Origin of the sequence: Chryseobacterium sp. BGARF1 (assembly GCF_001677955.1) — a bacterium.
Classification (GTDB): Bacteria; Bacteroidota; Bacteroidia; order Flavobacteriales; family Weeksellaceae; genus Chryseobacterium.
Genome location: NZ_LELA01000081.1, coordinates 1 through 22403, shown reverse-complemented (window position 1 = coordinate 22403; position 22403 = coordinate 1). Strand labels below are relative to the sequence as shown.

The window sequence follows — 22403 nt, the reverse complement described above, 5'->3', positions numbered from 1 at the left end:
TAGGAATTAGGTTTTAGGAATTAGTTTGCAGTTTAGTGATAAGTGCGTTCAACATTTTCGCGATTTCTTCTGATTTTTTACTTAAATGATCAAACTCATCAGTATTTAAATAATTTAGATTTTTCGAGATTATTAATTGAGTTTCAAATTCTGCACAACTTCCTCTCGCTATTTTTAAAAATTGTAGGTAATCAATTTGTGATCTTCTGGAATGTCCCTCTGCAATATTCGACGGAATTGAAATTGATGAACGGCGAATTTGACTGGTTAAAGAATAGAGCTCTTCTTTTGGAAAATTTTTGGTACAAGAATAAATATCTGTTACAAGATCTACAGATTTCTGCCAAACAATTAATTCCTTATAATTTCCCATATGTTTTTATAATCCCTAAAACCTAACTCCTAAAACCTAATCCAGAAATTTCACATCTTTAATATTCAGGCAATGCGTTACATTTCCTTTCCAATGATTTTCTTCTAGTGTAAAAGCTATATCGAAATTTTTAGTTCTAAAATCATCGGCAAATTGGCCTAATTTAAAACCAATACATTCTATATTTCTTCCGGTAGATTCTTGTTTGATATAAAACTTAAGGTGATTATTATCTTTACCCATTGTTTTTAGGTAACCGGAAATTTTTTGATTTCTTAAAACTAAATTAGGCTTCATATTCTGAGGTCCAAACGGAGCCAGTTTTCTGTGGAAATTAATAAAATCTCTATTAATTTCATCTGCATCTATATCTGCATCTATGGTAATTGATGGCTCTCTTTGATGGTCTTTAATTTTTTCACCAACAATTCTTTCAAATTTAATTTTGAAATCCTCAAACTTCGATTTCTCCATAGAAAGTCCTGCAGCAGCATGGTGACCTCCAAATTTCAGGAAGTATTCCGAGCATAAGTCCAATGCTTCATGTACATCAAAATCTGAGACAGATCGTGCAGAAGCTACCATTTCACCATTATTTCCGTCTGTGAAAACCAATGTAGGTTTATAGTAAGTTTCGGTAAGTCTTGAGGCAACAATTCCTATCACACCTTTATTCCATTCAGGATGGTAAACGATGGTTGAGAATTTTGTCTGTTGTTGTGATTCTATGATTTGATTAAGCGCTGAAAGGGTAGAATTCATGTCGAGTTCACGCCTTTCATCATTAAGATTCATAATGTCGCTTACGATTTGATGAGCGTGTTTCAGATTGTCTGAAACCATCAATTCTACGGCAGCTTTTCCTTGGGAAATTCTTCCGGCAGCGTTGATTTTTGGTGCAATTTCAAAAACAATATTTGAAATTTCAAAATGAGAAAGTTTATCTTCCGGAATCAAAAGTCTCAGTCCCATGTTTCGGGTTTTTCTGAGCATTTTAAGTCCCATTTTTGCTAAAACTCTGTTTTCTCCTGTCATCGAAACAATATCTGCAGCAATAGAAATTGCCAGAAGATCTGTCAATTCAAACAGTTCAGATTCTGGGATTTTATAAATAGTATTCAGACCTTGGCATAGTTTAAAACCTACCCCACATCCTGAAAGTTCTTTAAAAGGATATCGGCAGTCAACCCTTTTCGGGTCTAAAACGGCTGTTGCATCTGGAATTTCATCTCCGGGTAAGTGATGATCGCAAATAATAAACTCGATATCTTTGGTTTTGGCATAATTAATCATGTCAATCGCCTTAATTCCGCAATCCAATGCAATAATAAGCGAAAAGCCATTTTCCTTTGCAAAGTCGATACCTTCAGTAGAAATTCCGTATCCTTCAGAATTCCGGTCTGGAATATAATAATCTAAATATTTTTTTTGAACAATTTTTCTAAGATAAAGATACATCAGCGCAACGGCAGTCGTTCCGTCTACGTCGTAATCTCCGTAAACCATGATTTTTTCTCCATTTTCTATAGCTGTTGCAATGCGTTCTACTGCTTTTTGCATATCTGCCATCAGAAAAGGACTGTGGATATCGGAGATATTAGGCTTGAAAAATTCTCTCGCCTTTTGATAATTGTCGATTCCTCTGAGAACTAATAGTTTGGATTCAAAAGTTCCAAAACCAAGCGACGAACTCAATCCATCTACAATTTCTTCATCAGGTTCGGGTTTATAAATCCATTTTTGGCTCATGTCACAAAAATAGGTAAAATTTATTTTAAAAGCTATTGAAATGTCTGCTCAAATTCAAATTCATTCTTCTTTTAATGTTGAATTATTTTCAATAGAAGTGGTGTTTTTTCAATTAAGTTTTTAATGAATTTTAATTTTTTTTACAATTTAATAAAACCAAAGCGTTGAGAGTCTCGTAAGTAATTTTAAATACTAAACCCATTTAAAAATTATATTATGAAAAAACCAATTCAAGTTTCTAACCAGGGAGCAACTCTGGATACCGGCAGAAGAAACTTTCTAAAACTGAGCGGCATTGGTATTGCCGTTGCCGGCCTTACTTTGATAGGCTGCGATGACGACGATTTCGAATACATGGAACCTAACAAAATATTTGATTTGGGAACAGGTGATGTAGGTGTTCTCAATTATGCATATGCTCTTGAGCAATTAGAAGCAGATTTTTATACTAAAGTTGTTAATAACTTTTATTCCGGTATTTCAAATGCTGAAAAAGAAGTGCTTACAGATCTTTATCACCATGAAGTTATACACCGTGATTTTTTCAAGGCAGCCATTTCTGGTGTCACGAATAATGTTTTACCTACATTAGAATTTCAGTATACGAATGTGAATTTTAATGATAGAAACTCAGTTTTGGCTACAGCAAAGGCTTTGGAAGATACTGGTGTTGCAGCATATAATGCGGCCGGAAAATATATTTCGAATCCTGCATATTTAGTGATTGCCGGAAAAATTGTTTCTGTGGAAGCAAGACATGCTTCAGCAATCAGAGATTTAATCAATCCGGGAACTGCTGCATTTTCAGGAGATGATGTGATCAATGCAAACGGACTTGATGTTGCCAAAGAGCCAAAAGATATTGTAATGGCAGCTGGAGGATTTATAAAAACTCCATTCACTTGGAAAGAACAAGGTATCAACTAATCAAATTAAATCTATTATTATGAATATTCTTAAATTACTAGATAAACTTTCAGACGATTCTTTTTTTACAAGACAAACGTCTAGATCAGGTTCGCTTTCAGATATTTCAGCATTTGGAAAGAAAGCCGCAGTTGCAGCTTTACCATTAGGTTTGGCTGGTTTAATGACCACTACCGCAAAAGCAGAAACTTTTAACGATAATATGCCCGGTAATGCGAAGAAAAGTGCTTTAACAGATGCCCTTCAATTAGCATTAACGCTGGAATATTTAGAAGATGAGTATTACAGATTAGGACTGAATGCAGGAACTTTGATTCCTACCGCAGACCGTACTGTTTTTATGCAAATCTCTAAACATGAAGCAGCTCACGTTGCTTTTCTAAAAGCAACATTAACTTCTTTAGGAGAAACTCCTGGAGCAAAACCTACTTTCGATTTTACAGCAGGAGGAAATTTTACACCTTTTACCAATTATCAACAGTTTATGATTTTGGCGCAAGCTTTTGAAGATACTGGTGTAAGGGCTTACAAAGGTCAGGCAGGAAATGTAATGTCTAATAAAGCTGTCCTTCAGGCTGCTTTACAGATTCACTCAGTGGAAGCGAGACATGCTTCTCAGGTGCGAAGAATGCGCGCCAATAAAGGCTGGATAGAATTAGCAAATGGCGGAAATATGCCTGCTGCAACAAATGCTGTTTATGCAGGAGAAGATGTGACATTACAAGCTGGATTTAATACTGCAACTGCTTTTGGAGCTGCGGCCGGATCTGCAGCTTATGATGAGGTTCTCAGCGGTTCAGATGCAGCGGCAATTGCAGGTTTGTTTATTGTTTAACAACATAAATTAGCATAAATTCTTTAATCCTTTTTCGGTAAATTTCCGGAAAAGGATTTTGTTTTAATGAAAAGTATTATCTTCACCACACAAATTATTTAGTATGAAAAAAATATTAATTTCTGCACTTCTAATAAGTGCTGTCACGGGCGTTCAGGCTCAGAAAATCAATCTTGGAAAAGCTGCAGGGGTTGTCTCTAAAGGTGCGTCAGCTTTATCATTCTCTAATGCTGATGCCATAAAATTATCTAAAGAATCGGTAGATTATATGGATAAGAATAATCCGGTCGCAGGTCCGAAAGATCCTTACACCGTAAGGCTGAATAAACTTTTTGGAAAACACAAATCTCAGGATGGTTTAAACCTGAATTATAAAGTTTATAAAGTGAAAGATATTAATGCATTTGCTTGTGCAGATGGGAGTGTACGTGTTTTTTCTTCTTTAATGGATATTATGACGGATGATGAATTATTGGCGGTAATTGGTCATGAAATTGGTCACGTTAAAAATGAAGATACAAAAGATGCAATTAAATCGGCTTATTTAAAAGCCGCAGCTTTGGAAGCTGGTTCAGCTGCCTCTGGTACGGTTGCTGTGTTAAACGAAAGTCAGGTTGGAAAAATGGCAAATGAATTTTTGGATGCTTCTCACAGTAAAAAACAAGAATCTCAAGCCGATACCTATTCTTATGATTTTATGAAAGCAAATAATTATAATGTTGTTGGGGCTTACACAGCATTTAAAAAATTAGCTTTATTATCTGAGGGAGGAACGGCTCAGTCAGGATTTCAGAAAATGTTTAATTCGCATCCTGATAGCAATAAAAGGGCAGAAGCAGTGAAAAAGCGTGCTGAAAAAGATGGTTTATGGAAAGATCCGGGAACGGTTTCTTTGCCTAAAACTAAACTGACAAAATAATTGTGAACTAAATATTACAAAAAAAATCCTCAAAATTAATTGAGGATTTTTTTATGAATTTTAATGTTCTTCTAAAATTAAGAATACATTTTTTCTCTTAGTTCTTTGATCTTTTTATCAGCAAGATATTCGTCGTAAGTCATTTCTCTGTCGATAATTCCGTTTGGAGTCAATTCGATGATTCTGTTACAGACCGTTGAAAGCATTTCGTGGTCATGAGATGCCAATAAAAGATTTCCTTTAAAGTTAGACAATGAGTTGTTCAAAGTCGTGATACTTTCAAGGTCTAAGTGGTTGGTAGGTTCGTCTAATAAAAGAACGTTTGCTTTCTGAAGCATCATTCTGCTGAACATACATCTCATTTTTTCACCTCCTGAAAGTACTTTACAAGATTTTAAAGCTTCATCACCAGAGAAAAGCATTCTTCCTAAGAATCCTCTCATGAATTCTTCGTGACGCTCTTCGTCATTTTTGGTAAATTGTCTCAACCAATCTACTAAGCTAATATCCTCTTGGAAGAATTTAGTATTATCTAAAGGCATATGCGATTGGTTTGTAGTAACTCCCCATGCAACATTTCCTTTGTCTGGATTATTATTTCCGGCTAAAATTTCGAAAAATTCGGTAATTGCTAATGAATTTTTAGATAAAACAGCAACTTTATCCCCTTTTTTAAGATTTAAATCAATATTAGAGAACAATAATTCTCCGTCTTTTGTTTTTTCAAGACCTTTTACATCTAAAATCTGATCTCCGGCTTCTCTTTCCATTTCGAAAATAATGGCAGGATATCTTCTTGAAGATGGCTTGATATCATCGATGTTTAGCTTGTCGATCATTTTCTTTCTTGCAGTAGCCTGTTTAGCTTTTGCAACGTTTGAACTAAATCTTGCGATGAAATCCTGAAGTTCTTTCTTCTTTTCTTCCGCTTTTTTGTTAGCCTGAGCTCTTTGTCTTGTTGCCAACTGAGAAGCTTGATACCAGAAAGAGTAGTTTCCTGTATAAAGGTTTAATTTAGCATAATCTAAATCTCCAATGTGAGTACAAACGGTATCTAAGAAGTGACGGTCGTGAGATACAACGATTACTGTATTTTCGTAGTCTGCAAGGAAGTTTTCTAGCCAAGCAATTGTTTCGATATCAAGGTCATTGGTAGGTTCATCCAGAATCAATACATCAGGATTTCCAAAAAGAGCCTGAGCCAAAAGAACTTTTACTTTGTCTTTATTCTCAAGTTCTCCCATTGTCTGCCAATGCATGTCGTCTTTGATACCTACATTTGAAAGCATTGTTTGTGCATCAGATTCAGAGTTCCAGCCACCCATTTCATCATAAACTACACCTAGTTCTCCAGCTTTTATACCATCTTCGTCAGAGAAATCTTCTTTGGCGTACAAAGCGTCCATCTCTTCTTTTATTTCAAATAATTTTGTATTTCCTCTTAATACAGCTTCAAGAACAGTAAATTGATCGTATGCAAAGTGATCTTGCTCCAAAACTGACATTCTTTTCCCTGGTTCCAGAGATACATGTCCTGTCGTTGGATCTTGCTTTCCAGTTAATATTTTAAGGAATGTAGACTTTCCTGCTCCATTTGCTCCGATGATTCCGTAGCAGTTTCCTTTGGTAAACATAATGTTTACGTCATCAAAAAGAACTCTTTTCCCGAATTGTAAAGATAAATTAGATACTGTTAACATATAGTTTTGTAAATTTGGCGCAAAATTACGAAAAGAATTTGGGTAAATTATAATAATGTAATACTCAAGTTTTTATATGAAAGCAAATTTTGTATATTTAGTAACAAAATTTATCATAATGAAGATTGAAAAAACAGTTAGGATACTTAATAAAAGAGCTAGGTTTGAATATGAAATTCTCGAAGAAATAGAAGCGGGAATGGTATTGACAGGTACCGAAATTAAATCTTTACGCTCTTCTAAAGCTTCTATTACAGAATCTTTTTGCCAATTCATCGATGGTGAATTGTATATCATTAATATGATGATTGATGAGTATAAATTGGGTACTTTTTATAATCATAAAACAAAAAGGGAACGGAAGTTGCTCTTGCACAAACGAGAATTGTTAAAATTTGAAAAAAAACTTAAGGATGCAGGGAACACGATGATTCCTTTGAAACTTTATATTAATGATGCGGGTAAGGCTAAAATTCTTATTGCACTCGGAAGAGGTAAAAAACTCTTTGATAAAAGAGAAGCAATAAAAGATAGAGAAAACAAAAGAAACCTCGACAGAATATTAAAGAAAAGTTAAAAATCATCCTGAAAACTTTGTTTATAAAGAAAAATTATATTTATTTTGCAATATCAATTATTTAATCATTTAATTCTATGAAAAATCTAAAATTAGGAATTTCAGCATTGGCGCTTACAGTTGCCTCTACTGTTTTCGCTCAGACTACCAACAATCCGTGGATGATCGGAGTTGGTGCTCATGCGGAAAACCATACAGCACAGCGTGGTACTTTTAGTAATACGTTTTCTGCTACTAATTTGACGAAAAATATGTTCAATATGAACAATTTTTCTATTACACCACCACTTTCTAAATTAACAGTTGCTAGAAACATCGGTAAAGGTTTAGTTATTGATTGGCAGACTTCTGTTGGAAATGTTGAGAACAAAAGTCTTAACATGGGGAAAGAATTCATGCTAATGACTGGTCTTGGTTTCCAAGCTAAAGCTGCTGGTTTACTTTGGGACGAAGAGTCTTGGTTTGACCCTTACTTAAGAGTAGGTGCAAACTATTTAAGACATGATTACACTGCTCTTTCTTTCCCAAGACAAACTTTCATTAATGGAAATCCTGCGGAAATGACTAGTATCGATGATGGAACAGTTCAGATGGGTAAAGCAAACCACTTTACTGTATCTACAGGTGCAGGTGTTAACTTCTGGTTGACTAAAAACTTTGGTTTAGGTGTTCAAGGTGATTATGTTTCTACTCCAACTGATAAGGCTAGTTATGCTAACTTTTGGCAAGCTTCTGCTTCTTTGAACTTTAGATTCGGAAACAGAGATAGAGATAAGGATGGTATCTTAGATAAAGACGATTTATGTCCAGATACACCAGGTTTACCAGAATTCCAAGGATGTCCAGATACAGACGGTGATGGAGTTCCAGATAAAGACGATCAGTGTCCAGATGTTGCTGGTCCAGTTGAAAACGGTGGTTGTCCTTGGCCAGATACTGATGGTGATGGTATTATCGACAAAGATGATGCTTGTCCTACAGTTGCAGGTCCTGCAGAAAATAACGGTTGTCCTTGGCCAGATACAGACGGTGACGGTATCTTAGATAAAGATGATGCATGTCCTACAGTTCCTGGTGTTCCAGAATTCAACGGATGTCCTCCTCCAGTAGTAATAGTGCCAATTGAAGAAAGAGTAACTGAAGAGTTTAGAGATTTATTATTTGATTTCAACAAAGCTACTATCAGACCTCAATCTAGCGGTAAATTAGATCAAGCTGCTAGAATCATCAAAGAAGAAGGTGCAAACCAAAACTTTGTAATTGTTGGTATGACTGACAAAAAAGGTAGTGATGTTTATAACTTGAACTTATCTAGACAAAGAGCTGCTTCAGTAGTTGCTGCTTTAGAAGCTAGAGGTGTAAACCCTGCTGTATTGAAATCAATCGGTATTGGTGAGCAAGAAGCTAAAGTTCCTGAAACTGCTTCTGATGCTGAAAGACAAGCTGATAGAAAAGTTGTTGTAAGAGCAATCTCTGGAGGTTCAGAGTGGGAAGCTTACAAAAAGTCTGACTTACCAACTAAAAAAGCTCCAGCTAAGAAAAAAGCTCCAGCTAAAAAGAAAAAATAATTAATTTTTCTAAATAATAAATACCTCCAGGTTTCTGGGGGTATTTTTTTTTGTTGTTGATTTTAAGTAATTTTGTCAAAATTTAAATTACAAAATGGGAAGAGCATTTGAATATAGAAAAGCCTCAAAAATGGCACGTTGGGATAAAATGGCCAAAACATTCTCTAAAATAGGAAAAGATATTGCCTTAGCGGTAAAAGCTGGAGGAACAGATCCAGAAGCTAATCCTGCATTGAGAAGATGTATCCAAAATGCAAAGGGTGCCAATATGCCCAAAGATAATGTTGAAAGAGCAATCAAAAAGGCAGCTGGTGCAGATGCTGAAAACTATGAAGAGATCACTTATGAAGGATATGGACAAGGTGGTGTAGCATTCTTTGTTGAATGTACAACCAACAATACAACAAGAACGGTTGCCAACGTAAGAGCAATTTTCAATAAGTTTGATGGTAACCTAGGAAAGAATGGGGAGCTAGCTTTTATTTTTGACAGAAAAGGAATTTTCACTATCGATTTAGCTAAAGTAACAATGGATTGGGATGATTTTGAAATGGAAATGATCGATGGTGGTGCAGAAGATGTTGAAAAAGATGATGAAGAAGTAATGATTACAACTGCTTTTGAAGATTTCGGTTCTTTGTCTCACAAATTAGATGAACTGAAAATAGAAGCTAAAAGTGCTGAATTACAGAGAATTCCAAATAATACAAAAGAAGTTACTCTAGATCAGTTTAAAGCTAATATGAAAATGCTAGACCGTTTCGAAGAGGATGATGATGTGCAAAACGTTTATCATAACATGGAAATTACAGAAGAACTTCTGGAATCTTTATAAAAAATAATATAGCATTCATATACAGTTCATTTTCAATTAGTTTCTTTGCATAAGAATCAATTGTGAAATCGCCATCCTTGGTCAATATAAACACTAATTGATATGGCGATCACATTTGATCATTAGTAAGATAAATATCTGCAATTGAAAAGAAACGTTGAACTTGTTGTTATTTCGGATGTACATTTGGGAACTTACGGATGTAAGGCCAAAGAACTTCTACGGTATCTAAATTCTATTCAACCGAAAACATTAGTTTTAAATGGTGACATTATTGATATTTGGCAGTTTAAAAAGTCTTACTTCCCTAAGCCTCATTTAAAAGTGATCAAAAAGATTATTTCATTAGCTACAAAAAACACAGATGTCTATTATATTACCGGTAATCATGATGAAATGTTCAGAAAGTTTACCGATTTTGAATTGGGGAAGCTAAAGGTCTGCAATAAACTTTGCCTGGAAATCAACGATAAAAAAACATGGATTTTTCATGGTGATGTCTTTGATGCCTCAGTTCAGCATTCAAAATGGATCGCTAAGCTTGGCGGAAAAGGATATGACCTTTTAATTGTTATCAATAATGTTGTCAATTGGTTTTTAGAAAAAATGGGGAGAGAAAAATACTCTTTTTCAAAGAAGATTAAGAATAACGTAAAAAAGGCAGTAAAGTATATTGGCGATTTTGAATTAACGGCTTCTGAACTTGCTATTGATAACGGATACGATTATGTAGTTTGTGGCCATATCCATCAGCCTCAGATGCGCAAAGTTTCTAATAAAAAAGGTTCTTGTATTTATTTAAATTCTGGAGATTGGATAGAAAATTTATCAGCTCTCGAATTTAATGACAATGAATGGAAGATCTTTCATTATGAAGATCATAAACATTTGTTGAAAGATGATGAATCTGAAGAAATTCAGGATATCAACAGCTCTGATTTATTGAAAATTGTAACCCAATTTACTTAATATGAAAGTTTTGTACGCATTTCAGGGAACAGGGAACGGTCATGTTGCACGTGCGCAGGAAATTATTCCTATTCTTAAAAAATATGCTTCCGTTGATACTTTTATAAGTGGCCATCAATCTCAATTAAAGGCCGATTTTCCGATTAACTTTCAGCACAAAGGCATATCTCTTCTTTATAACAAAACGGGCGGAATTTCCTATAAAAAAATCCTTTTAGAAAATAATTTCCTTGAAGCTTTTAAAACCATTAAACAAATCGATTTAACGAAATACGATTTAATTATTAACGATTATGAGCCATTAACGGGTTGGGCTTGTAAAACGAAAGGTTTAAACATGATTGAACTCAGTCACCAAGCTTCAATGAGCTTTAAAGAAACCCCCAAACCTGCAAAAAAAGATTTTTTCGGAGAATTGATTTTAAAATATTACGTTCCGAGTGAACGAAAAATTGGTTTTCATTTTGAAAATTATCATCCACAAATTAAAAAACCAGTAATCAGGAAAAAGATAAGAAATTTGAATCCTGATAAAAAAGGATTTTATGTGGTGTATCTTCCCAGTTTTTCTGATGAAAATATCATTAAAGTTTTAAGCGAAGTTCCAGTAGAGTGGAAAGTTTTTTCAAAACACAGCAAACTTCAGAGAAAGGAGAAAAATGTTGAGGTTTTTCCCATTGATGAAATTCAATATTTAAAATATTTCGAAAACTGCGACGGGATTTTATGCAATGCAGGATTTGAAACTCCGGCTGAAGCTCTTTTTATGGATAAAAAACTCTTTGTAATTCCCATTCACAATCAATACGAGCAGGAGTGTAATGCCTGTGCTTTAGACAAAATGGGAATTCCAAATTCTAAAATTTTAAATCGAGTGGAGATTACAAACTGGGTTGCCTCAGATTTGCATTTTCAGGTAAATTATCCCGATGATATTGAAGATATTCTGGTGAAAGATGTTTTAGCTTTGTAAAAAAATATCTTCTACATCGTTCATTCTTTTCATTACAGCTCTTGCGTAAGAACAATGTGGATACACTTTCCAATTGTTTTCTCTTGAAAATTTAATCGCTTCTTCCACTAAAAATTTTCCCAATCCGCGACCTTCAAATTCGGGATGTACTAATACGAAAGAAATGATTAGTTTATTTTCTTCAGGAAAAATGGTATAAGTTACTCTGCCTACTTCTTTTATTTCGTTGTTGAGTGTGATTACACCGCCGTTTCCAGATTTGTTGTTGACGAATTTCATAGTTTATATTTTAATTAAATTTAAAACTACAAAAACTGCACCGATTGGAAATAAGCTCCTATGATGAAGTGATTGTGAATAGTTAATTCGCTTCACATGCTAATTTACTTAGATTGTACAAAATTTTCGCGGAATTTATTTTTTTATAGAATCTTTTAAAAGAAAATCTTAAATATTCCGTTTAATTCTTAAATTTGGCTAATGCGAAAATATCTTTATCTCATCATTTTATCACTTTCTCTTGTGAGTTGTTATACGTATCAGGTTAAAAAAACTGTGGATGTGGCAGCCGATAATAAGCAGGAATCTAAAAGTAGTAAAGCTCTCCCAAATATTGCTTCCATGCAAACAGAAAGTGTAAAGGCAAAATCTCAAAATCAAAGCCTAAACCCACAACAAACAGCCCCCCCAATTAATATTCAGGAGAAACTTGCCCCCAATAAAAATGTGAAAATTGATGTTGATGGAAGAGCCTATAAAGTAATCGTTGATCGATGGGAAGGAGATAGTCTTGTTGTTCATCCAGTTCGTAGCCGTGAGAAAGTTCTGAAATTCCATAAGAATCAAATCAATGCCGAGAAAATTGCTGAAAAACGCTTTTCACAACCCATCGCTGATATTATTACTATTGCTGTTTATGCAGGTATTGGTGTGGGAGTTTGGGCTCTTCTGCAGTAATTTTAGTGAGTTTTAAACGGTCTTTATTAGTAAACCTAGCAGATTCTTTAAAAGCTGTTAAGTTTGAATGATTTATAAAGGAAATTTAAAATTTGTGATATTATCAATTTGTTTTTGAAGCAGAATTTACCATTTAACTATCTTTCCCTGTATAATAATTGTAATCTTTAATAATAATTCCTATAAACTGTCTTTCTGTCATTTTCGTTGGATCTACTTCCAGTTTTAGAATACTTTTTATTTTGTCCGAAAGCTTCGTGATGACTTGTCGGTCGTCAATTTTAAGAGCTTTTAAATAATTATCTTTAATAATTCTCATATCATTATCGCTTAATCCAATTACCTGTGAAAAGGTTGGAATGTAGTCGTGGTTGATATTTTCAAGGATAGTATGAGAAATATTGATGTTGTTTTTGAGTGAGATGACGGCAGTTCCGGAAGCAATGTCTCCTAATCGCTGATTGTTTTTAGAAACAATCATAGAAATTAAACCTACCACTCCTGCGAAGGTTGTGTCAATCAATCTGAAAACCCAACGGATCAGATAATCTCCGAAACTTGCCTGATAGCCATCTATTTTTACCACCCGTATTTTCATTACTTTTTTTCCAGGAGTTTGCCCTTCCATTAAACTTTCCAAAACAAGAGGATAGAGAGCAACAGGTAATGTGAGAACGATGTAAATTGCATTTTGTGACCACGAATCTAAACCGTCTAAAATATATCCTAAATTGAAAACGCTGAAAAATAAATAGAACGTTGCCACAAGATAAGCCCCTTTGATGAGAGTGTCTAAAATGTAGGCTACCATTCGTTCTCCGATACTTGCGGTGATAAAATTAATATTTACATTTTGGGAGGTGTTAATCGCAATTTGAGACATAATTTTTATTATTTTAGCCTTACAATTATGAGAGAAGTTTATTTCATTAAACAAAATAAAGAAAAATGGTTGGGAATTGAGCAGGTTGTTCAAGGGAAAATTAAAAAAAATCCTGATGACCTGTCTTCGTTGTATATTAACCTAGTCAACGACCTTTCTTTCGCCCAGACTTACTATCCCAAAAGTAATACAGTTGTTTATTTGAATCATCTTTCTTCTCAGATCTTTCAGAAAATTTATAAGACGAAAAGAGTTGAAGAAAATAGACTTGTTTATTTCTTTAAAACAGAGGTTCCTTTAATTGTTTACGAAAACAGAAGATACTTGATCTACTCATTTTTATTCTTTATATTTTTTATGCTGATCGGCGTTCTTTCTGCAATTTATGATAAAGATTTTGCGAATCTTATCTTAAGTGAAGGTTATGTGAATATGACCATCGAAAACATCAAAAATGGAAATGCAGTGGGCGTTTATCAGGATGGTTCAACTTGGGGAAGTACCATAGGAATTACTTTCAACAACATTATCGTCGGTGCAAAATTATACATTTACGGTATTTTGGGAGGAGTCGGAACTTTGTATCTTCTAATGCAAAATTCTATGATGCTGGGAACTTTTCAGTACTTTTTCTATGAACACGGGGCTTTAGGAGACAGCGCAAGAGGAATCTGGCTTCACGGAACATTTGAAATTTTCAGTATGGTGGTTGAAGGAATGTGTGGTTTAATTCTCGGAACATCTATTCTTTTTCCGAAAACACTTTCCAGATTTAATTCTTTTAAAAACGGATTTAAAAATTCATTTAAAATATTTTTAAGTACAATTCCCTTTACCATTTGTGCCGGAATTATCGAAGGCTACGTTACGAGACATGCTTTAAACATGCCTTTGTCACTCAATCTTTTTATCATTTTTGGATGTTTGGGTATTATTGGCTTTTATTATTTTGTTTATCCACATATTGTTAACCGAAGAATAAAAAACACGATCAAAGATGCAATTTTATAAAAAAAGAGATTTCGGAACATTTATCAGCGACAGTTTTACCTTTTTCAAATTATACGGTAAAAACTATTTCAGAAATTATATTCTGCTGAATGGGCTTTTGCTTATTCTGATGGTGGCTGTATTTATTTTTGGTTACAGAGAACTGATTATGCAGATTTTAGGCTCCAATATGAGTGGCGAAAGTTATTATTTCGAATCATATTTTGAAGATAATATCGGAATGTTTGTCGTAGTAGGATTGCTTACTTTCTTGCTTTTTTTAATCATGATGATTGTCAATTATCTTTTCCCTGTTTTTTACCTTAAAAGATTGGCAGAAGGAGAGGTGAAAATAAAAACGGATGATATTCTCGGTGATTTTAAGAAAAATGCAGGCAAAATAGGAAAGCTTTGTCTAGGAATGGTTTTCGTTGTGACGCCGCTCTCTCTTATTGTAATGGGAATTTCTTATGCGATGATATTAATTGTTATCGGATTCTTTCTTATACTTTTAGTTTATCCTGTATTATTTAATGTGGTTACCTTTTTAATGTACGATTACTTTAACAGCAAAAGAGTTTTTTTTGAAAGTTTAAGTTACTCCATTCGTTCACAGTTTTCTTACACGAATGGAAGAGAAAGATCTCCATTCTGGAAATATTGGGGTTCTACGGTTGTTATTTCAATAATTCTTTATGTAATTACGACCATTTTTACTGCAATACCCATGATTTTTTTCATGCTGAAAATCACGACTACTGCGCCTGATGCAAATTTTGAACAAAACCCATTTGCCGGAAGTTTCGGAATAATGATGTTTGTAATGTATGGAGTTTCTTTGTTGGTCTCATTTTTTTTATCGAATTTAATGTATGTGAATTCTGGATTGATGTACTATGACAGTCGCAGAGATTTTCACCAGAAAGTAGAATTGGAAGAAATTGAAACGATTGGCATCAATGAATAAGTTTCTGTTTTTTTTATTGATTTTTCTGAATCTTGGGGTTTTAAAATCTCAGGAGTATGAAGAAGATGATTTTTCTGAAGTGTATGTTGATGATTCTATAGTGACATCGCATTACAAAAACATGTATGTCGCAGATTCTATTTTAAAAGCCAATCCTCAAACTGAAAATACGGTTTTTCCTAAGAAGTTTAAAGAAAATCTGCCTTCAAGATACAAAGGAAATGAGTTTGATTATTCTACCTCAAAACCCAGAGAATCGTTTTTTGAAAAACTTCAACGTAAACTTGCTAAACTGCTTCAAAGTATTTTTGGTGAAATCAGTTTAGAAACTTCTTCACAGATTACGGGTGTTGTTATCCGTCTTTTTGCGATTATTTTGGTTGGGTTTTTACTTTATTTTATCGTTAAATATTTAATAGGAACCAACGGAAGTTTATTTTTCGGTAAAAGGAATAAAAAAATCGAAATCAACGAAGAAGAACTTCGTGAAAACATTCATGAAATCAATTTTCCACAAAGTATTGCCAAGTTTGAAAATGAAGGGGATTACCGTTCAGCAGTTAGATATCAATTTTTATATATTCTTAAAAAGTTAAGTGATAAAAAACTTATTCTTTGGAATCCTGAAAAAACAAATAAAGATTACGTTGCCGAATTAAAAGCTGCACATCTTAAAAATGAGTTTTACAATCTTTCCTATATTTTTGATTATGTTTGGTATGGCGAGTTCAATATTGATGCGGAGAGTTATGGCAAATTTAAAAACCAGTTTCACGGATTCAAACCTTAATTAAACTTCTTAAAAATGAATAAAAATTTCAAAATATATGCTCTTGTTTTCATCATTATTATGGTGATTTTGGCATTGTTTGAAGTCAATAAAAAGGAAGTTACAGACTGGCGAAAAAATTATGATGTTAATCAAAAATCTCCTTTCGGTCTCTTTGTTTTTAATAAAGAAGTAAAAGATTTATTAAAAAACAATCTCACGAAAATTGATGTTGCGCCTTACAATTATTATAAAGAAAAGGATAAGAAACCACACAATATTCTCATCGTAGAAAGCGAAATGGATCCTGAATCTTGGAATAAAATTTTAGATGAAGTTTCCAAAGGTTCAGATGCGATGATTATTGCGAATCGACTACCAAAAAATATTTCGGATACCATTGGTTTTTATGGTTCGAAAATTTCCTACGAAGACCAAAATGTTCTGAAACTGACTGATAAAAAATATCAGAATGATTTTATTAAATTAGATAAATTCCCATCGGGAAGAGGCTTTTCATACATTAAACCGAGTGTTCAGATTTTAGGAAAAACAGTTGAAGAAAATAATGATGACCAGGCAAATTTTATCAAAGCTACATTTGGAAAAGGAACAATTTATGTGCATTGTGAACCGCTTTTTTTAACGAATTACTATCTTTTACAATCAGGAAATGTAAGATATGCGCAAAGTATTTTTTCATATTTGAGCGACAGAGAAACATTATGGTTTGTAGAAAGCAATACCAAAGAATCGAGTTCATTATTGCGTTTTGTGCTTTCTAATCCTGCTTTGAAATATGCTTGGTGGGTCTTGTTAGGAGGTTTGCTTTTATTTATTTTGTTTAATGTAAAACGAAAACAGCGAGTTGTTCCTATCATTGAACCACTGAAAAATACTTCCGCCGATTTTGTGAAAAGTATTGGGAATCTCTATTTACAGGAAGGAGATTTCCATGATATGATGGCGAAAAAAGCCCAATATTTTTTAAATAAAGTAAGACTTGATTTTCTTATCGATACACAAAACTTAGACGAAGAATTTGCAAAAAAACTTCAGTTGAAAACCGGAAAATCTACAGAAATAGTTAATGAAGCAATCGTTCTGATCAGAAAAGCACAAGACCCTTATGCAAGTGTAATGAAAGAAGACTTGGCAAGAATAAACAGTCTCTTGGATGAAATTTTAAAATAAGAATGGTAATGAGGAAGGCTCCGTAGGAGTCTGACCTTCGTAGAAAAAAAATAGAAATGTGGAAATGAGCTCCGTAGGAGCGAAACCTTAAAAATTATAATCTTAAAAATTTTCAAAAATGCCGAATACCTATTCACAAATTTTCATTCAGCTAATTTTTGCCGTAAAAGGTAGAGAAAGGCAAATTCGTGAAGAGTTTCGGGAGCGTTTGGAAAAATATATTACAGGAATTGTCCAGAATAATCATCAAAAGCTTTTAGCGATTTATGCAAATCCGGATCATGTTCATATTTTAATTGGTTATAATGATTTGAATATTCTTATTCCTAATCTTGTGAGAGATATTAAATCTAATTCTTCAAAACTCATTAATGAAAAAAATTGGTTTACAGGGAAATTTCATTGGCAGGAAGGTTATGGCGCATTTTCTTATTCAAAAAGCCAAATTGATTCTGTAGTGAAGTATATTTTGAATCAGAAAAAACACCACGAGAAACAATCTTTTAAAGAAGAGTATATTGAGTTTTTAACAAAATTTGAAATTGATTATAAAAATGAATACGTTTTTGAATTTTATGATGATTAAAGGTGCCGCTCCTACGGAGCTCCGCTAATTAGTACATAAAACCTGCTACAAAGGTTGAACTCCTACGGAGTTTACTATCTTTAAACTGAAATTTAAAATAGAAAATAATTGGAATGTAGGAAGGCTCCGTAAGAGCCTGACCTTTGTAGAAAAAGAGTAGAAATATGAAAAATGAGCTCCGTAGGAGCGAAACATCATAGTATTCAAAGACAATAAAAAAACAAAACAAAATGGAAAATTATAATGATCAGGATTTAGGAATTCAAAATTCTATCAATTTAAATAAAGAACAAAAAGATCAGGGAGAATTTCAATCAAGAATTGATATGATTGAACTTCGTGAAAATTTAAATAAAGTAAAAACGGAGATTGCAAAAGTAATTGTAGGGCAGGAAAATATGGTCGAACATCTTTTGGCAGCTTTACTTTCAAACGGACACGTTTTGATTGAAGGCGTTCCGGGAGTAGCAAAAACAATTACGGCAAAATTACTGGCAAAAACAATTGATGTAGATTTCAGCAGAATACAGTTTACGCCGGATTTAATGCCTTCAGATATTTTGGGAACATCCATTTTCAGTATGAAAAATTCTGAATTTGAGTTTAAAAAAGGTCCTATTTTTTCAAGCTTTATCTTGATTGACGAGATCAACCGTTCTCCTGCAAAAACTCAAGCGGCTTTGTTTGAAGTAATGGAAGAGAAGCAAATTACAATTGACGGAACCCGTTACGAAATGGATGAACCTTTTCTTGTGGTCGCTACTCAAAACCCGATTGAGCATGAAGGAACCTATAGACTTCCGGAAGCTCAACTTGACCGATTTTTATTTAAAATCAATGTAGGTTACCCGAATCTTGAGCAGGAAGTTGCAATTATCAAAAATCAGCATGATAACAGACTTGAAGATAAAACTGAAGCTGTCAATAAAGTAATTACAGCACAACAGTTAAATAATTATCAGAAATTAGTAAAAGAAATTATTGTTGAATCTCAACTGATTGAATACATCGCTAAAATTATCATCAATACGAGAGAAAATCAATTCTTGTATTTGGGAGCTTCACCAAGAGCAAGTTTAGCATTATTAACGGCTTCAAAAGCTTTTGCAGCATTGAGAGGCAGAGATTTTGTAACTCCTGAAGACATCAAAGAAGCCAGTTACGCTGTTTTAAGACACAGAGTAATCGTTTCGCCGGAAAGAGAAATGGAAGGTTTGACGGCCGATGAAATTATCAGACAGATTTTGGAAGGAATTGAGATTCCGAGGTAGGTTACAGGTAAAAGATTTTAGGGTAATGATTCGAGTTTAAAATATTTAGGTATGGCTAATTTTAAAGAGCTTTTGGTTTGGCAAAAATCGATAAATTTCGTTACTGAAATTTATGAAGTGACAAATAATTTTCCTAAAGATGAAATGTACGGATTGACATCACAAATCAGAAGAGCTTCAATTTCAATTCCGTCTAATATTGCTGAAGGAAACTCAAGGAGAAGCGTTGCCGATTATTTACAATTTCTAAAAATAGCAAGAGGAAGTTGCGCAGAAGTCGAAACCCAATTAATTATTGCCCAAAATCTTAAATTTTTAAGTGAAGAACATTATTTAAAATTAAATCAGGATATTATTGAAATTTCAAAAATGCTAAACGGACTTATCAATTCATTAAAATAACTTAAAATATTTAAACGGTATTTAACTGCAACCTAAAACCTAAAATCTGCAACCTTGAAAAAACTATACATCAATACCCGCTTTTTTTTCGCACTCATCGGTGTGGGAATGCTCTATGTTTTAGCGTTTTTCTTTCCGTTTTTTATGATTCTGGGGCACGGTCTTTTATTGTTGATTTTCCTTACTGCTTTTGTTGATTATTTACTTGTTTTCAGGCAAAAAGAAGCGGTTTTAGCACAAAGAATTTTACCCGAAAAATTATCAAATGGCGATGAAAATGCAGTAAAAGTTGATATTAAAAATAATTATAGTTTTAAAATCAATGTAAAGGTGATTGATGAAATCCCTTTTCAGTTTCAGAAGAGAGATTTTTTGATTAAGAAGGAAATTCAGTCTGGGAAAAACACATTATTTCAATATTTTTTAGAACCAAAAGAACGTGGAGAGTATAATTTTGGAGCTTTAAATATTTATGCTTCCTCGCCAATTGGTTTCATTTCAAAAAGATTTATATTCCAGAGAGATACTTCCTTGGCTTCTTATCCGTCGTTCGTTCATTTAAGAAAATATGAATTGATGGCGCTTCAGAACGAATTTCTATTAGGCGGGATTAAAAAGATCAGAAAACTGGGACACACGATGGAGTTTGAGCAAATCAAAGAATATGTTCCTGGAGATGATGTGAGAACGATTAACTGGAAAGCGACCTCGAAAACCAATCGTTTGATGGTGAATCAGTTTCAGGACGAAAAATCGCAACGTATTTTTATGCTGATAGATAAAGGAAGAACAATGAAAATGCCTTTTAATGGCTTAAGTCTTCTCGATTATTCGATCAATGCAACCATGGCATTGTCTCATATTATTTTGAAAAAAGGTGACCGTGCCGGAATGATGACATTTTCTAAAAAAGCTGAAAATAAAGTAGCCGCCGAAAATAAATCGGGACAATTAAGAAAAATTTCTGAAGCTTTATATAACATTAAAACCGATTTTTTTGAAAGTGATTTCAACAGATTGTATCAGGATGTAAAATACTCTATTAATCAGAGAAGCTTGGTTTTGCTTTTTACCAATTTTGAAACTTTGGACGGCCTAAACAGACAAATGAAATATTTGAGAGGAATTGCCAAGAACCATTTGTTGGTGGTCGTTTTCTTTAAAAATACTGAAATTCAGAAACTGATACATACCGATCCCGAAAGTATGCAGGGAATTTATGACGAAATCATTGCCGAGAAATTTGAATTTGAGAAAAAACTCATCATTCAGGAATTAAGAAAATATGGTATTTACTCAGTCTACACACTTCCTGAGAATCTGAATGTGGATGTGATCAACAAATATCTTGAGATAAAAGCAAGAGGGATCTTGTAGCTAATACCGATTAAACACAAAATTGAAGAATGAGTAAAAGTAATTATGAAAAGAGTTTTATTCTCTTATTTTTTTTGGTCTTTTTTTATGTATTTTACACGCTGTACGCGATCTATAGCTCAAATGTTGTATTGGCAGATGATCTAGCAATGATTTATTTGGCAAAAGATATAAATCAAAATTATTTTGATTATATCGCTTCTTTTGTAAATTCTTCTACCATGTCGGCAAGGCCTGTATCTGGTTTTATTACAGGTACAATTATTTTTCTTTCACAAAACAATGCCCAAATATATTTCTCAGGACTTCTTTTTTTTCCTTTATCTATACTAACTATTTATTTTGTATTAAATAAAATCTTAGCCAAAGAGATCGCTTGTTTGGCTATTTTGTTTTATGCTGTTTCAATGATTGGAACGTCGATACAGTTTTCGCCAATCATGTTGAATTCTAATGTGGCTACAATTTTTTATGTATTAAGTATTTATTTTATCGTAGTTAAGAAAAATCTAATTCTAAGTTCTCTGTTATTTATCCTTTCCATATTATCGTATGAGATATTTTTTATGGGAATTTTGATCAATATTTTATTGATTAAAGAGAATAAAAAGAAAATTATATATGCTCTATTGACTTTAGGGTTGCTATTAATTTATCGGAAATTTGCACAGGTGTACTTTTTTACAAACTCATATCAAAGAGATTCGGTCTCCAATATTTTTGATATGCAAAGGAATTTCAAAATCATAGTGTGGTCAGGAAAAATGATTTTTAGAGATTATTTTGTTGCAATTTATAGAAGTTTTATCAATATCGGGAAAATAAGCATTTTTGAGTGGGCTATTGCAATATTCCTCTCATATGGTGTTTTTAATGTATTAAAAAACTTTGATTTTCATCTCAATTCAAAAAAAATAAAAAAGGTTGCAATACTCGCGTTTTGTGGCTTCATTTTTAGCTTTGGAATTTTTATTTTTTCAACATACATGCCCACTTTATTCGGATTTGAGAATCGCAATTTAGGCTCTGTACGATTGTTTTTTACGATATCGCTCCTATGCTTTCTTCTGTATTTTATAGGGCAAACCAAATTCAAAAAAAATGGAATTGCTCTTGTGTTCTCTATATTTAGTTTAGTTTTAATTATAGGCAATCTAGGGGTGAAAAATTCTTGGATTTACGCAAATGATTTTAATAATAATATTTTCAGAAAAATTAAAATTAAACTTGATGAAAATAATATAGAAAAGGGGAGTGTTTGTGTAGATTTTGATGTATATAAAGAAGTTGAAAATAATACCAATTTTATATTACGAGAGCCTCTTTTTTTTAATCATTGGGAAAGTAAAGAACTTGCTTTTAAAAATGGGATTGATCCTAAAAATATTATAATTCATAATTGGGAAAGACAAAAGAATTGTGATTATCAGATTTTAATAAAAAATGAAAAGGTTTTGATAAAATAATTAAATGTCGTCAAGTATTTATAATTTTGCAACAAGCAACAAGCAACAAGCAACAAGCAACAAGCAACAAGCAACAAGCAACAAGCAACAAGCAACAAGCAACAAGCAACAAGCAA

Annotated in this window: 23 protein-coding genes; 18 read left to right on the top strand and 5 right to left on the bottom strand. The window is 33.2% G+C overall.

The window, feature by feature from the left end; genetic code table 11:
• Window positions 1–13 precede the first annotated feature (13 nt).
• Both AB671_RS15430 and recJ read right to left on the bottom strand, forming a co-directional pair.
• Window positions 14–373 carry a four helix bundle protein gene (locus AB671_RS15430; protein WP_066679816.1) on the bottom strand — a complete coding sequence of 120 codons (360 nt, stop codon included), beginning with the start codon at window positions 371–373 and terminating at the stop codon, window positions 14–16.
• A 36-nt stretch (window positions 374–409) separates the two neighbouring features.
• Window positions 410–2122 (bottom strand): single-stranded-DNA-specific exonuclease RecJ, encoded by a 1713-nt coding sequence (gene recJ, locus AB671_RS15425; protein WP_066679815.1) that lies wholly within the window; start codon window positions 2120–2122, stop codon window positions 410–412.
• Window positions 2123–2338: 216 nt separating this feature from the next.
• Between recJ and AB671_RS15420 the strand changes: the two genes are divergently transcribed.
• The 3 genes from AB671_RS15420 to AB671_RS15410 all read left to right on the top strand — a co-directional run bounded on the left by AB671_RS15420 (window position 2339) and on the right by AB671_RS15410 (window position 4803).
• The gene (locus AB671_RS15420; RefSeq protein ID WP_066679814.1) at window positions 2339–3049 is read left to right on the top strand and encodes a ferritin-like domain-containing protein; all 711 of its coding nucleotides are present in this window, start codon (window positions 2339–2341) and stop codon (window positions 3047–3049) included.
• A 19-nt stretch (window positions 3050–3068) separates the two neighbouring features.
• A complete protein-coding gene (locus tag AB671_RS15415; protein ID WP_066679813.1) occupies window positions 3069–3884 on the top strand; it encodes a ferritin-like domain-containing protein in 816 nt (271 codons plus the stop codon).
• Window positions 3885–3987: 103 nt separating this feature from the next.
• The gene (locus tag AB671_RS15410) at window positions 3988–4803 is read left to right on the top strand and encodes a M48 family metallopeptidase (RefSeq protein ID WP_066679812.1); all 816 of its coding nucleotides are present in this window, start codon (window positions 3988–3990) and stop codon (window positions 4801–4803) included.
• A 77-nt stretch (window positions 4804–4880) separates the two neighbouring features.
• Here the strand turns inward: AB671_RS15410 and AB671_RS15405 are convergent, their stop codons facing one another.
• A complete protein-coding gene (locus AB671_RS15405) occupies window positions 4881–6503 on the bottom strand; it encodes an ABC-F family ATP-binding cassette domain-containing protein (protein ID WP_066679811.1) in 1623 nt (540 codons plus the stop codon).
• A 118-nt stretch (window positions 6504–6621) separates the two neighbouring features.
• Between AB671_RS15405 and smpB the strand changes: the two genes are divergently transcribed.
• The 5 genes from smpB (at window position 6622) to AB671_RS15380 (ending at window position 11425) form a co-directional block, all read left to right on the top strand.
• On the top strand, window positions 6622–7080 hold the full coding sequence (gene smpB / locus AB671_RS15400) for an SsrA-binding protein SmpB (protein ID WP_066679915.1): 459 nt from the start codon (window positions 6622–6624) through the stop codon (window positions 7078–7080).
• A gap of 77 nt (window positions 7081–7157) precedes the next feature.
• Window positions 7158–8648: an OmpA family protein gene (locus AB671_RS15395; RefSeq protein WP_066679810.1), complete on the top strand. Its 1491-nt coding sequence runs from the start codon at window positions 7158–7160 to the stop codon at window positions 8646–8648.
• 94 nt (window positions 8649–8742) lie between these two features.
• Entirely contained in the window at window positions 8743–9483 is a 741-nt protein-coding gene (locus AB671_RS15390; protein WP_066679809.1) for a YebC/PmpR family DNA-binding transcriptional regulator, read from the top strand.
• A 144-nt stretch (window positions 9484–9627) separates the two neighbouring features.
• Window positions 9628–10452: a UDP-2,3-diacylglucosamine diphosphatase gene (locus tag AB671_RS15385; RefSeq protein ID WP_066679808.1), complete on the top strand. Its 825-nt coding sequence runs from the start codon at window positions 9628–9630 to the stop codon at window positions 10450–10452.
• Window position 10453: 1 nt separating this feature from the next.
• Window positions 10454–11425 (top strand): glycosyltransferase family protein, encoded by a 972-nt coding sequence (locus AB671_RS15380; RefSeq protein WP_066679807.1) that lies wholly within the window; start codon window positions 10454–10456, stop codon window positions 11423–11425.
• On the opposite strand, the gene AB671_RS15375 is transcribed toward AB671_RS15380, so the two are convergent.
• Window positions 11414–11704 (bottom strand): GNAT family N-acetyltransferase, encoded by a 291-nt coding sequence (locus AB671_RS15375; RefSeq protein ID WP_066679806.1) that lies wholly within the window; start codon window positions 11702–11704, stop codon window positions 11414–11416. The genes AB671_RS15380 and AB671_RS15375 overlap by 12 nt on opposite strands.
• A 201-nt stretch (window positions 11705–11905) precedes the next feature.
• On the opposite strand from AB671_RS15375, the gene AB671_RS15370 reads away from it, so the two are divergent.
• A complete protein-coding gene (locus tag AB671_RS15370) occupies window positions 11906–12382 on the top strand; it encodes a hypothetical protein (RefSeq protein ID WP_066679805.1) in 477 nt (158 codons plus the stop codon).
• 133 nt (window positions 12383–12515) lie between these two features.
• Here AB671_RS15370 and AB671_RS15365 read toward each other — a convergent pair whose 3' ends face one another.
• Window positions 12516–13265 (bottom strand): RDD family protein, encoded by a 750-nt coding sequence (locus tag AB671_RS15365; protein WP_066679804.1) that lies wholly within the window; start codon window positions 13263–13265, stop codon window positions 12516–12518.
• Between the two features lie 27 nt (window positions 13266–13292).
• On the opposite strand from AB671_RS15365, the gene AB671_RS15360 reads away from it, so the two are divergent.
• From AB671_RS15360 to AB671_RS15320, 9 genes are all read left to right on the top strand, one after another.
• On the top strand, window positions 13293–14276 hold the full coding sequence (locus tag AB671_RS15360; RefSeq protein ID WP_066679803.1) for a stage II sporulation protein M: 984 nt from the start codon (window positions 13293–13295) through the stop codon (window positions 14274–14276).
• Window positions 14263–15222 (top strand): DUF4013 domain-containing protein, encoded by a 960-nt coding sequence (locus AB671_RS15355; RefSeq protein WP_066679802.1) that lies wholly within the window; start codon window positions 14263–14265, stop codon window positions 15220–15222. Before AB671_RS15360 ends, AB671_RS15355 begins: the two co-directional genes overlap by 14 nt.
• A complete protein-coding gene (locus tag AB671_RS15350) occupies window positions 15215–16012 on the top strand; it encodes a DUF4129 domain-containing protein (RefSeq protein WP_066679801.1) in 798 nt (265 codons plus the stop codon). Before AB671_RS15355 ends, AB671_RS15350 begins: the two co-directional genes overlap by 8 nt.
• A 15-nt stretch (window positions 16013–16027) precedes the next feature.
• Window positions 16028–17185, top strand: coding sequence for a DUF4350 domain-containing protein (locus tag AB671_RS15345; protein WP_066679800.1), 1158 nt, complete (start codon window positions 16028–16030; stop codon window positions 17183–17185).
• Window positions 17186–17303: 118 nt separating this feature from the next.
• The gene (gene tnpA, locus AB671_RS15340) at window positions 17304–17771 is read left to right on the top strand and encodes an IS200/IS605 family transposase (RefSeq protein ID WP_066679799.1); all 468 of its coding nucleotides are present in this window, start codon (window positions 17304–17306) and stop codon (window positions 17769–17771) included.
• A gap of 230 nt (window positions 17772–18001) precedes the next feature.
• Window positions 18002–19042, top strand: a complete 1041-nt coding sequence (locus tag AB671_RS15335; RefSeq protein WP_066679798.1) for an AAA family ATPase — start codon at window positions 18002–18004, stop codon at window positions 19040–19042.
• 51 nt (window positions 19043–19093) lie between these two features.
• Window positions 19094–19444, top strand: a complete 351-nt coding sequence (locus AB671_RS15330; protein WP_066679797.1) for a four helix bundle protein — start codon at window positions 19094–19096, stop codon at window positions 19442–19444.
• A 54-nt stretch (window positions 19445–19498) separates the two neighbouring features.
• Window positions 19499–20821 (top strand): DUF58 domain-containing protein, encoded by a 1323-nt coding sequence (locus tag AB671_RS15325; RefSeq protein WP_066679796.1) that lies wholly within the window; start codon window positions 19499–19501, stop codon window positions 20819–20821.
• A 158-nt stretch (window positions 20822–20979) separates the two neighbouring features.
• Window positions 20980–22287 carry a hypothetical protein gene (locus tag AB671_RS15320; protein WP_157444225.1) on the top strand — a complete coding sequence of 436 codons (1308 nt, stop codon included), beginning with the start codon at window positions 20980–20982 and terminating at the stop codon, window positions 22285–22287.
• The last annotated feature ends 116 nt before the right edge of the window (window positions 22288–22403 follow it).

What these genes read in the sequence shown, in the direction of transcription:
- AB671_RS15430 (WP_066679816.1), bottom strand. Translation starts at nt 373, where the DNA reads ATGGGAAATTATAAGGAATTAATTGTTTGGCAGAAATCTGTAGATCTT.
- recJ (WP_066679815.1), bottom strand. Translation starts at nt 2,122, where the DNA reads ATGAGCCAAAAATGGATTTATAAACCCGAACCTGATGAAGAAATTGTA.
- AB671_RS15420 (WP_066679814.1), top strand. Translation starts at nt 2,339, where the DNA reads ATGAAAAAACCAATTCAAGTTTCTAACCAGGGAGCAACTCTGGATACC.
- AB671_RS15415 (WP_066679813.1), top strand. Translation starts at nt 3,069, where the DNA reads ATGAATATTCTTAAATTACTAGATAAACTTTCAGACGATTCTTTTTTT.
- AB671_RS15410 (WP_066679812.1), top strand. Translation starts at nt 3,988, where the DNA reads ATGAAAAAAATATTAATTTCTGCACTTCTAATAAGTGCTGTCACGGGC.
- AB671_RS15405 (WP_066679811.1), bottom strand. Translation starts at nt 6,503, where the DNA reads ATGTTAACAGTATCTAATTTATCTTTACAATTCGGGAAAAGAGTTCTT.
- smpB (WP_066679915.1), top strand. Translation starts at nt 6,622, where the DNA reads ATGAAGATTGAAAAAACAGTTAGGATACTTAATAAAAGAGCTAGGTTT.
- AB671_RS15395 (WP_066679810.1), top strand. Translation starts at nt 7,158, where the DNA reads ATGAAAAATCTAAAATTAGGAATTTCAGCATTGGCGCTTACAGTTGCC.
- AB671_RS15390 (WP_066679809.1), top strand. Translation starts at nt 8,743, where the DNA reads ATGGGAAGAGCATTTGAATATAGAAAAGCCTCAAAAATGGCACGTTGG.
- AB671_RS15380 (WP_066679807.1), top strand. Translation starts at nt 10,454, where the DNA reads ATGAAAGTTTTGTACGCATTTCAGGGAACAGGGAACGGTCATGTTGCA.
- AB671_RS15375 (WP_066679806.1), bottom strand. Translation starts at nt 11,704, where the DNA reads ATGAAATTCGTCAACAACAAATCTGGAAACGGCGGTGTAATCACACTC.
- AB671_RS15370 (WP_066679805.1), top strand. Translation starts at nt 11,906, where the DNA reads ATGCGAAAATATCTTTATCTCATCATTTTATCACTTTCTCTTGTGAGT.
- AB671_RS15365 (WP_066679804.1), bottom strand. Translation starts at nt 13,265, where the DNA reads ATGTCTCAAATTGCGATTAACACCTCCCAAAATGTAAATATTAATTTT.
- AB671_RS15360 (WP_066679803.1), top strand. Translation starts at nt 13,293, where the DNA reads ATGAGAGAAGTTTATTTCATTAAACAAAATAAAGAAAAATGGTTGGGA.
- AB671_RS15355 (WP_066679802.1), top strand. Translation starts at nt 14,263, where the DNA reads ATGCAATTTTATAAAAAAAGAGATTTCGGAACATTTATCAGCGACAGT.
- AB671_RS15350 (WP_066679801.1), top strand. Translation starts at nt 15,215, where the DNA reads ATGAATAAGTTTCTGTTTTTTTTATTGATTTTTCTGAATCTTGGGGTT.
- AB671_RS15345 (WP_066679800.1), top strand. Translation starts at nt 16,028, where the DNA reads ATGAATAAAAATTTCAAAATATATGCTCTTGTTTTCATCATTATTATG.
- tnpA (WP_066679799.1), top strand. Translation starts at nt 17,304, where the DNA reads ATGCCGAATACCTATTCACAAATTTTCATTCAGCTAATTTTTGCCGTA.
- AB671_RS15335 (WP_066679798.1), top strand. Translation starts at nt 18,002, where the DNA reads ATGGAAAATTATAATGATCAGGATTTAGGAATTCAAAATTCTATCAAT.
- AB671_RS15330 (WP_066679797.1), top strand. Translation starts at nt 19,094, where the DNA reads ATGGCTAATTTTAAAGAGCTTTTGGTTTGGCAAAAATCGATAAATTTC.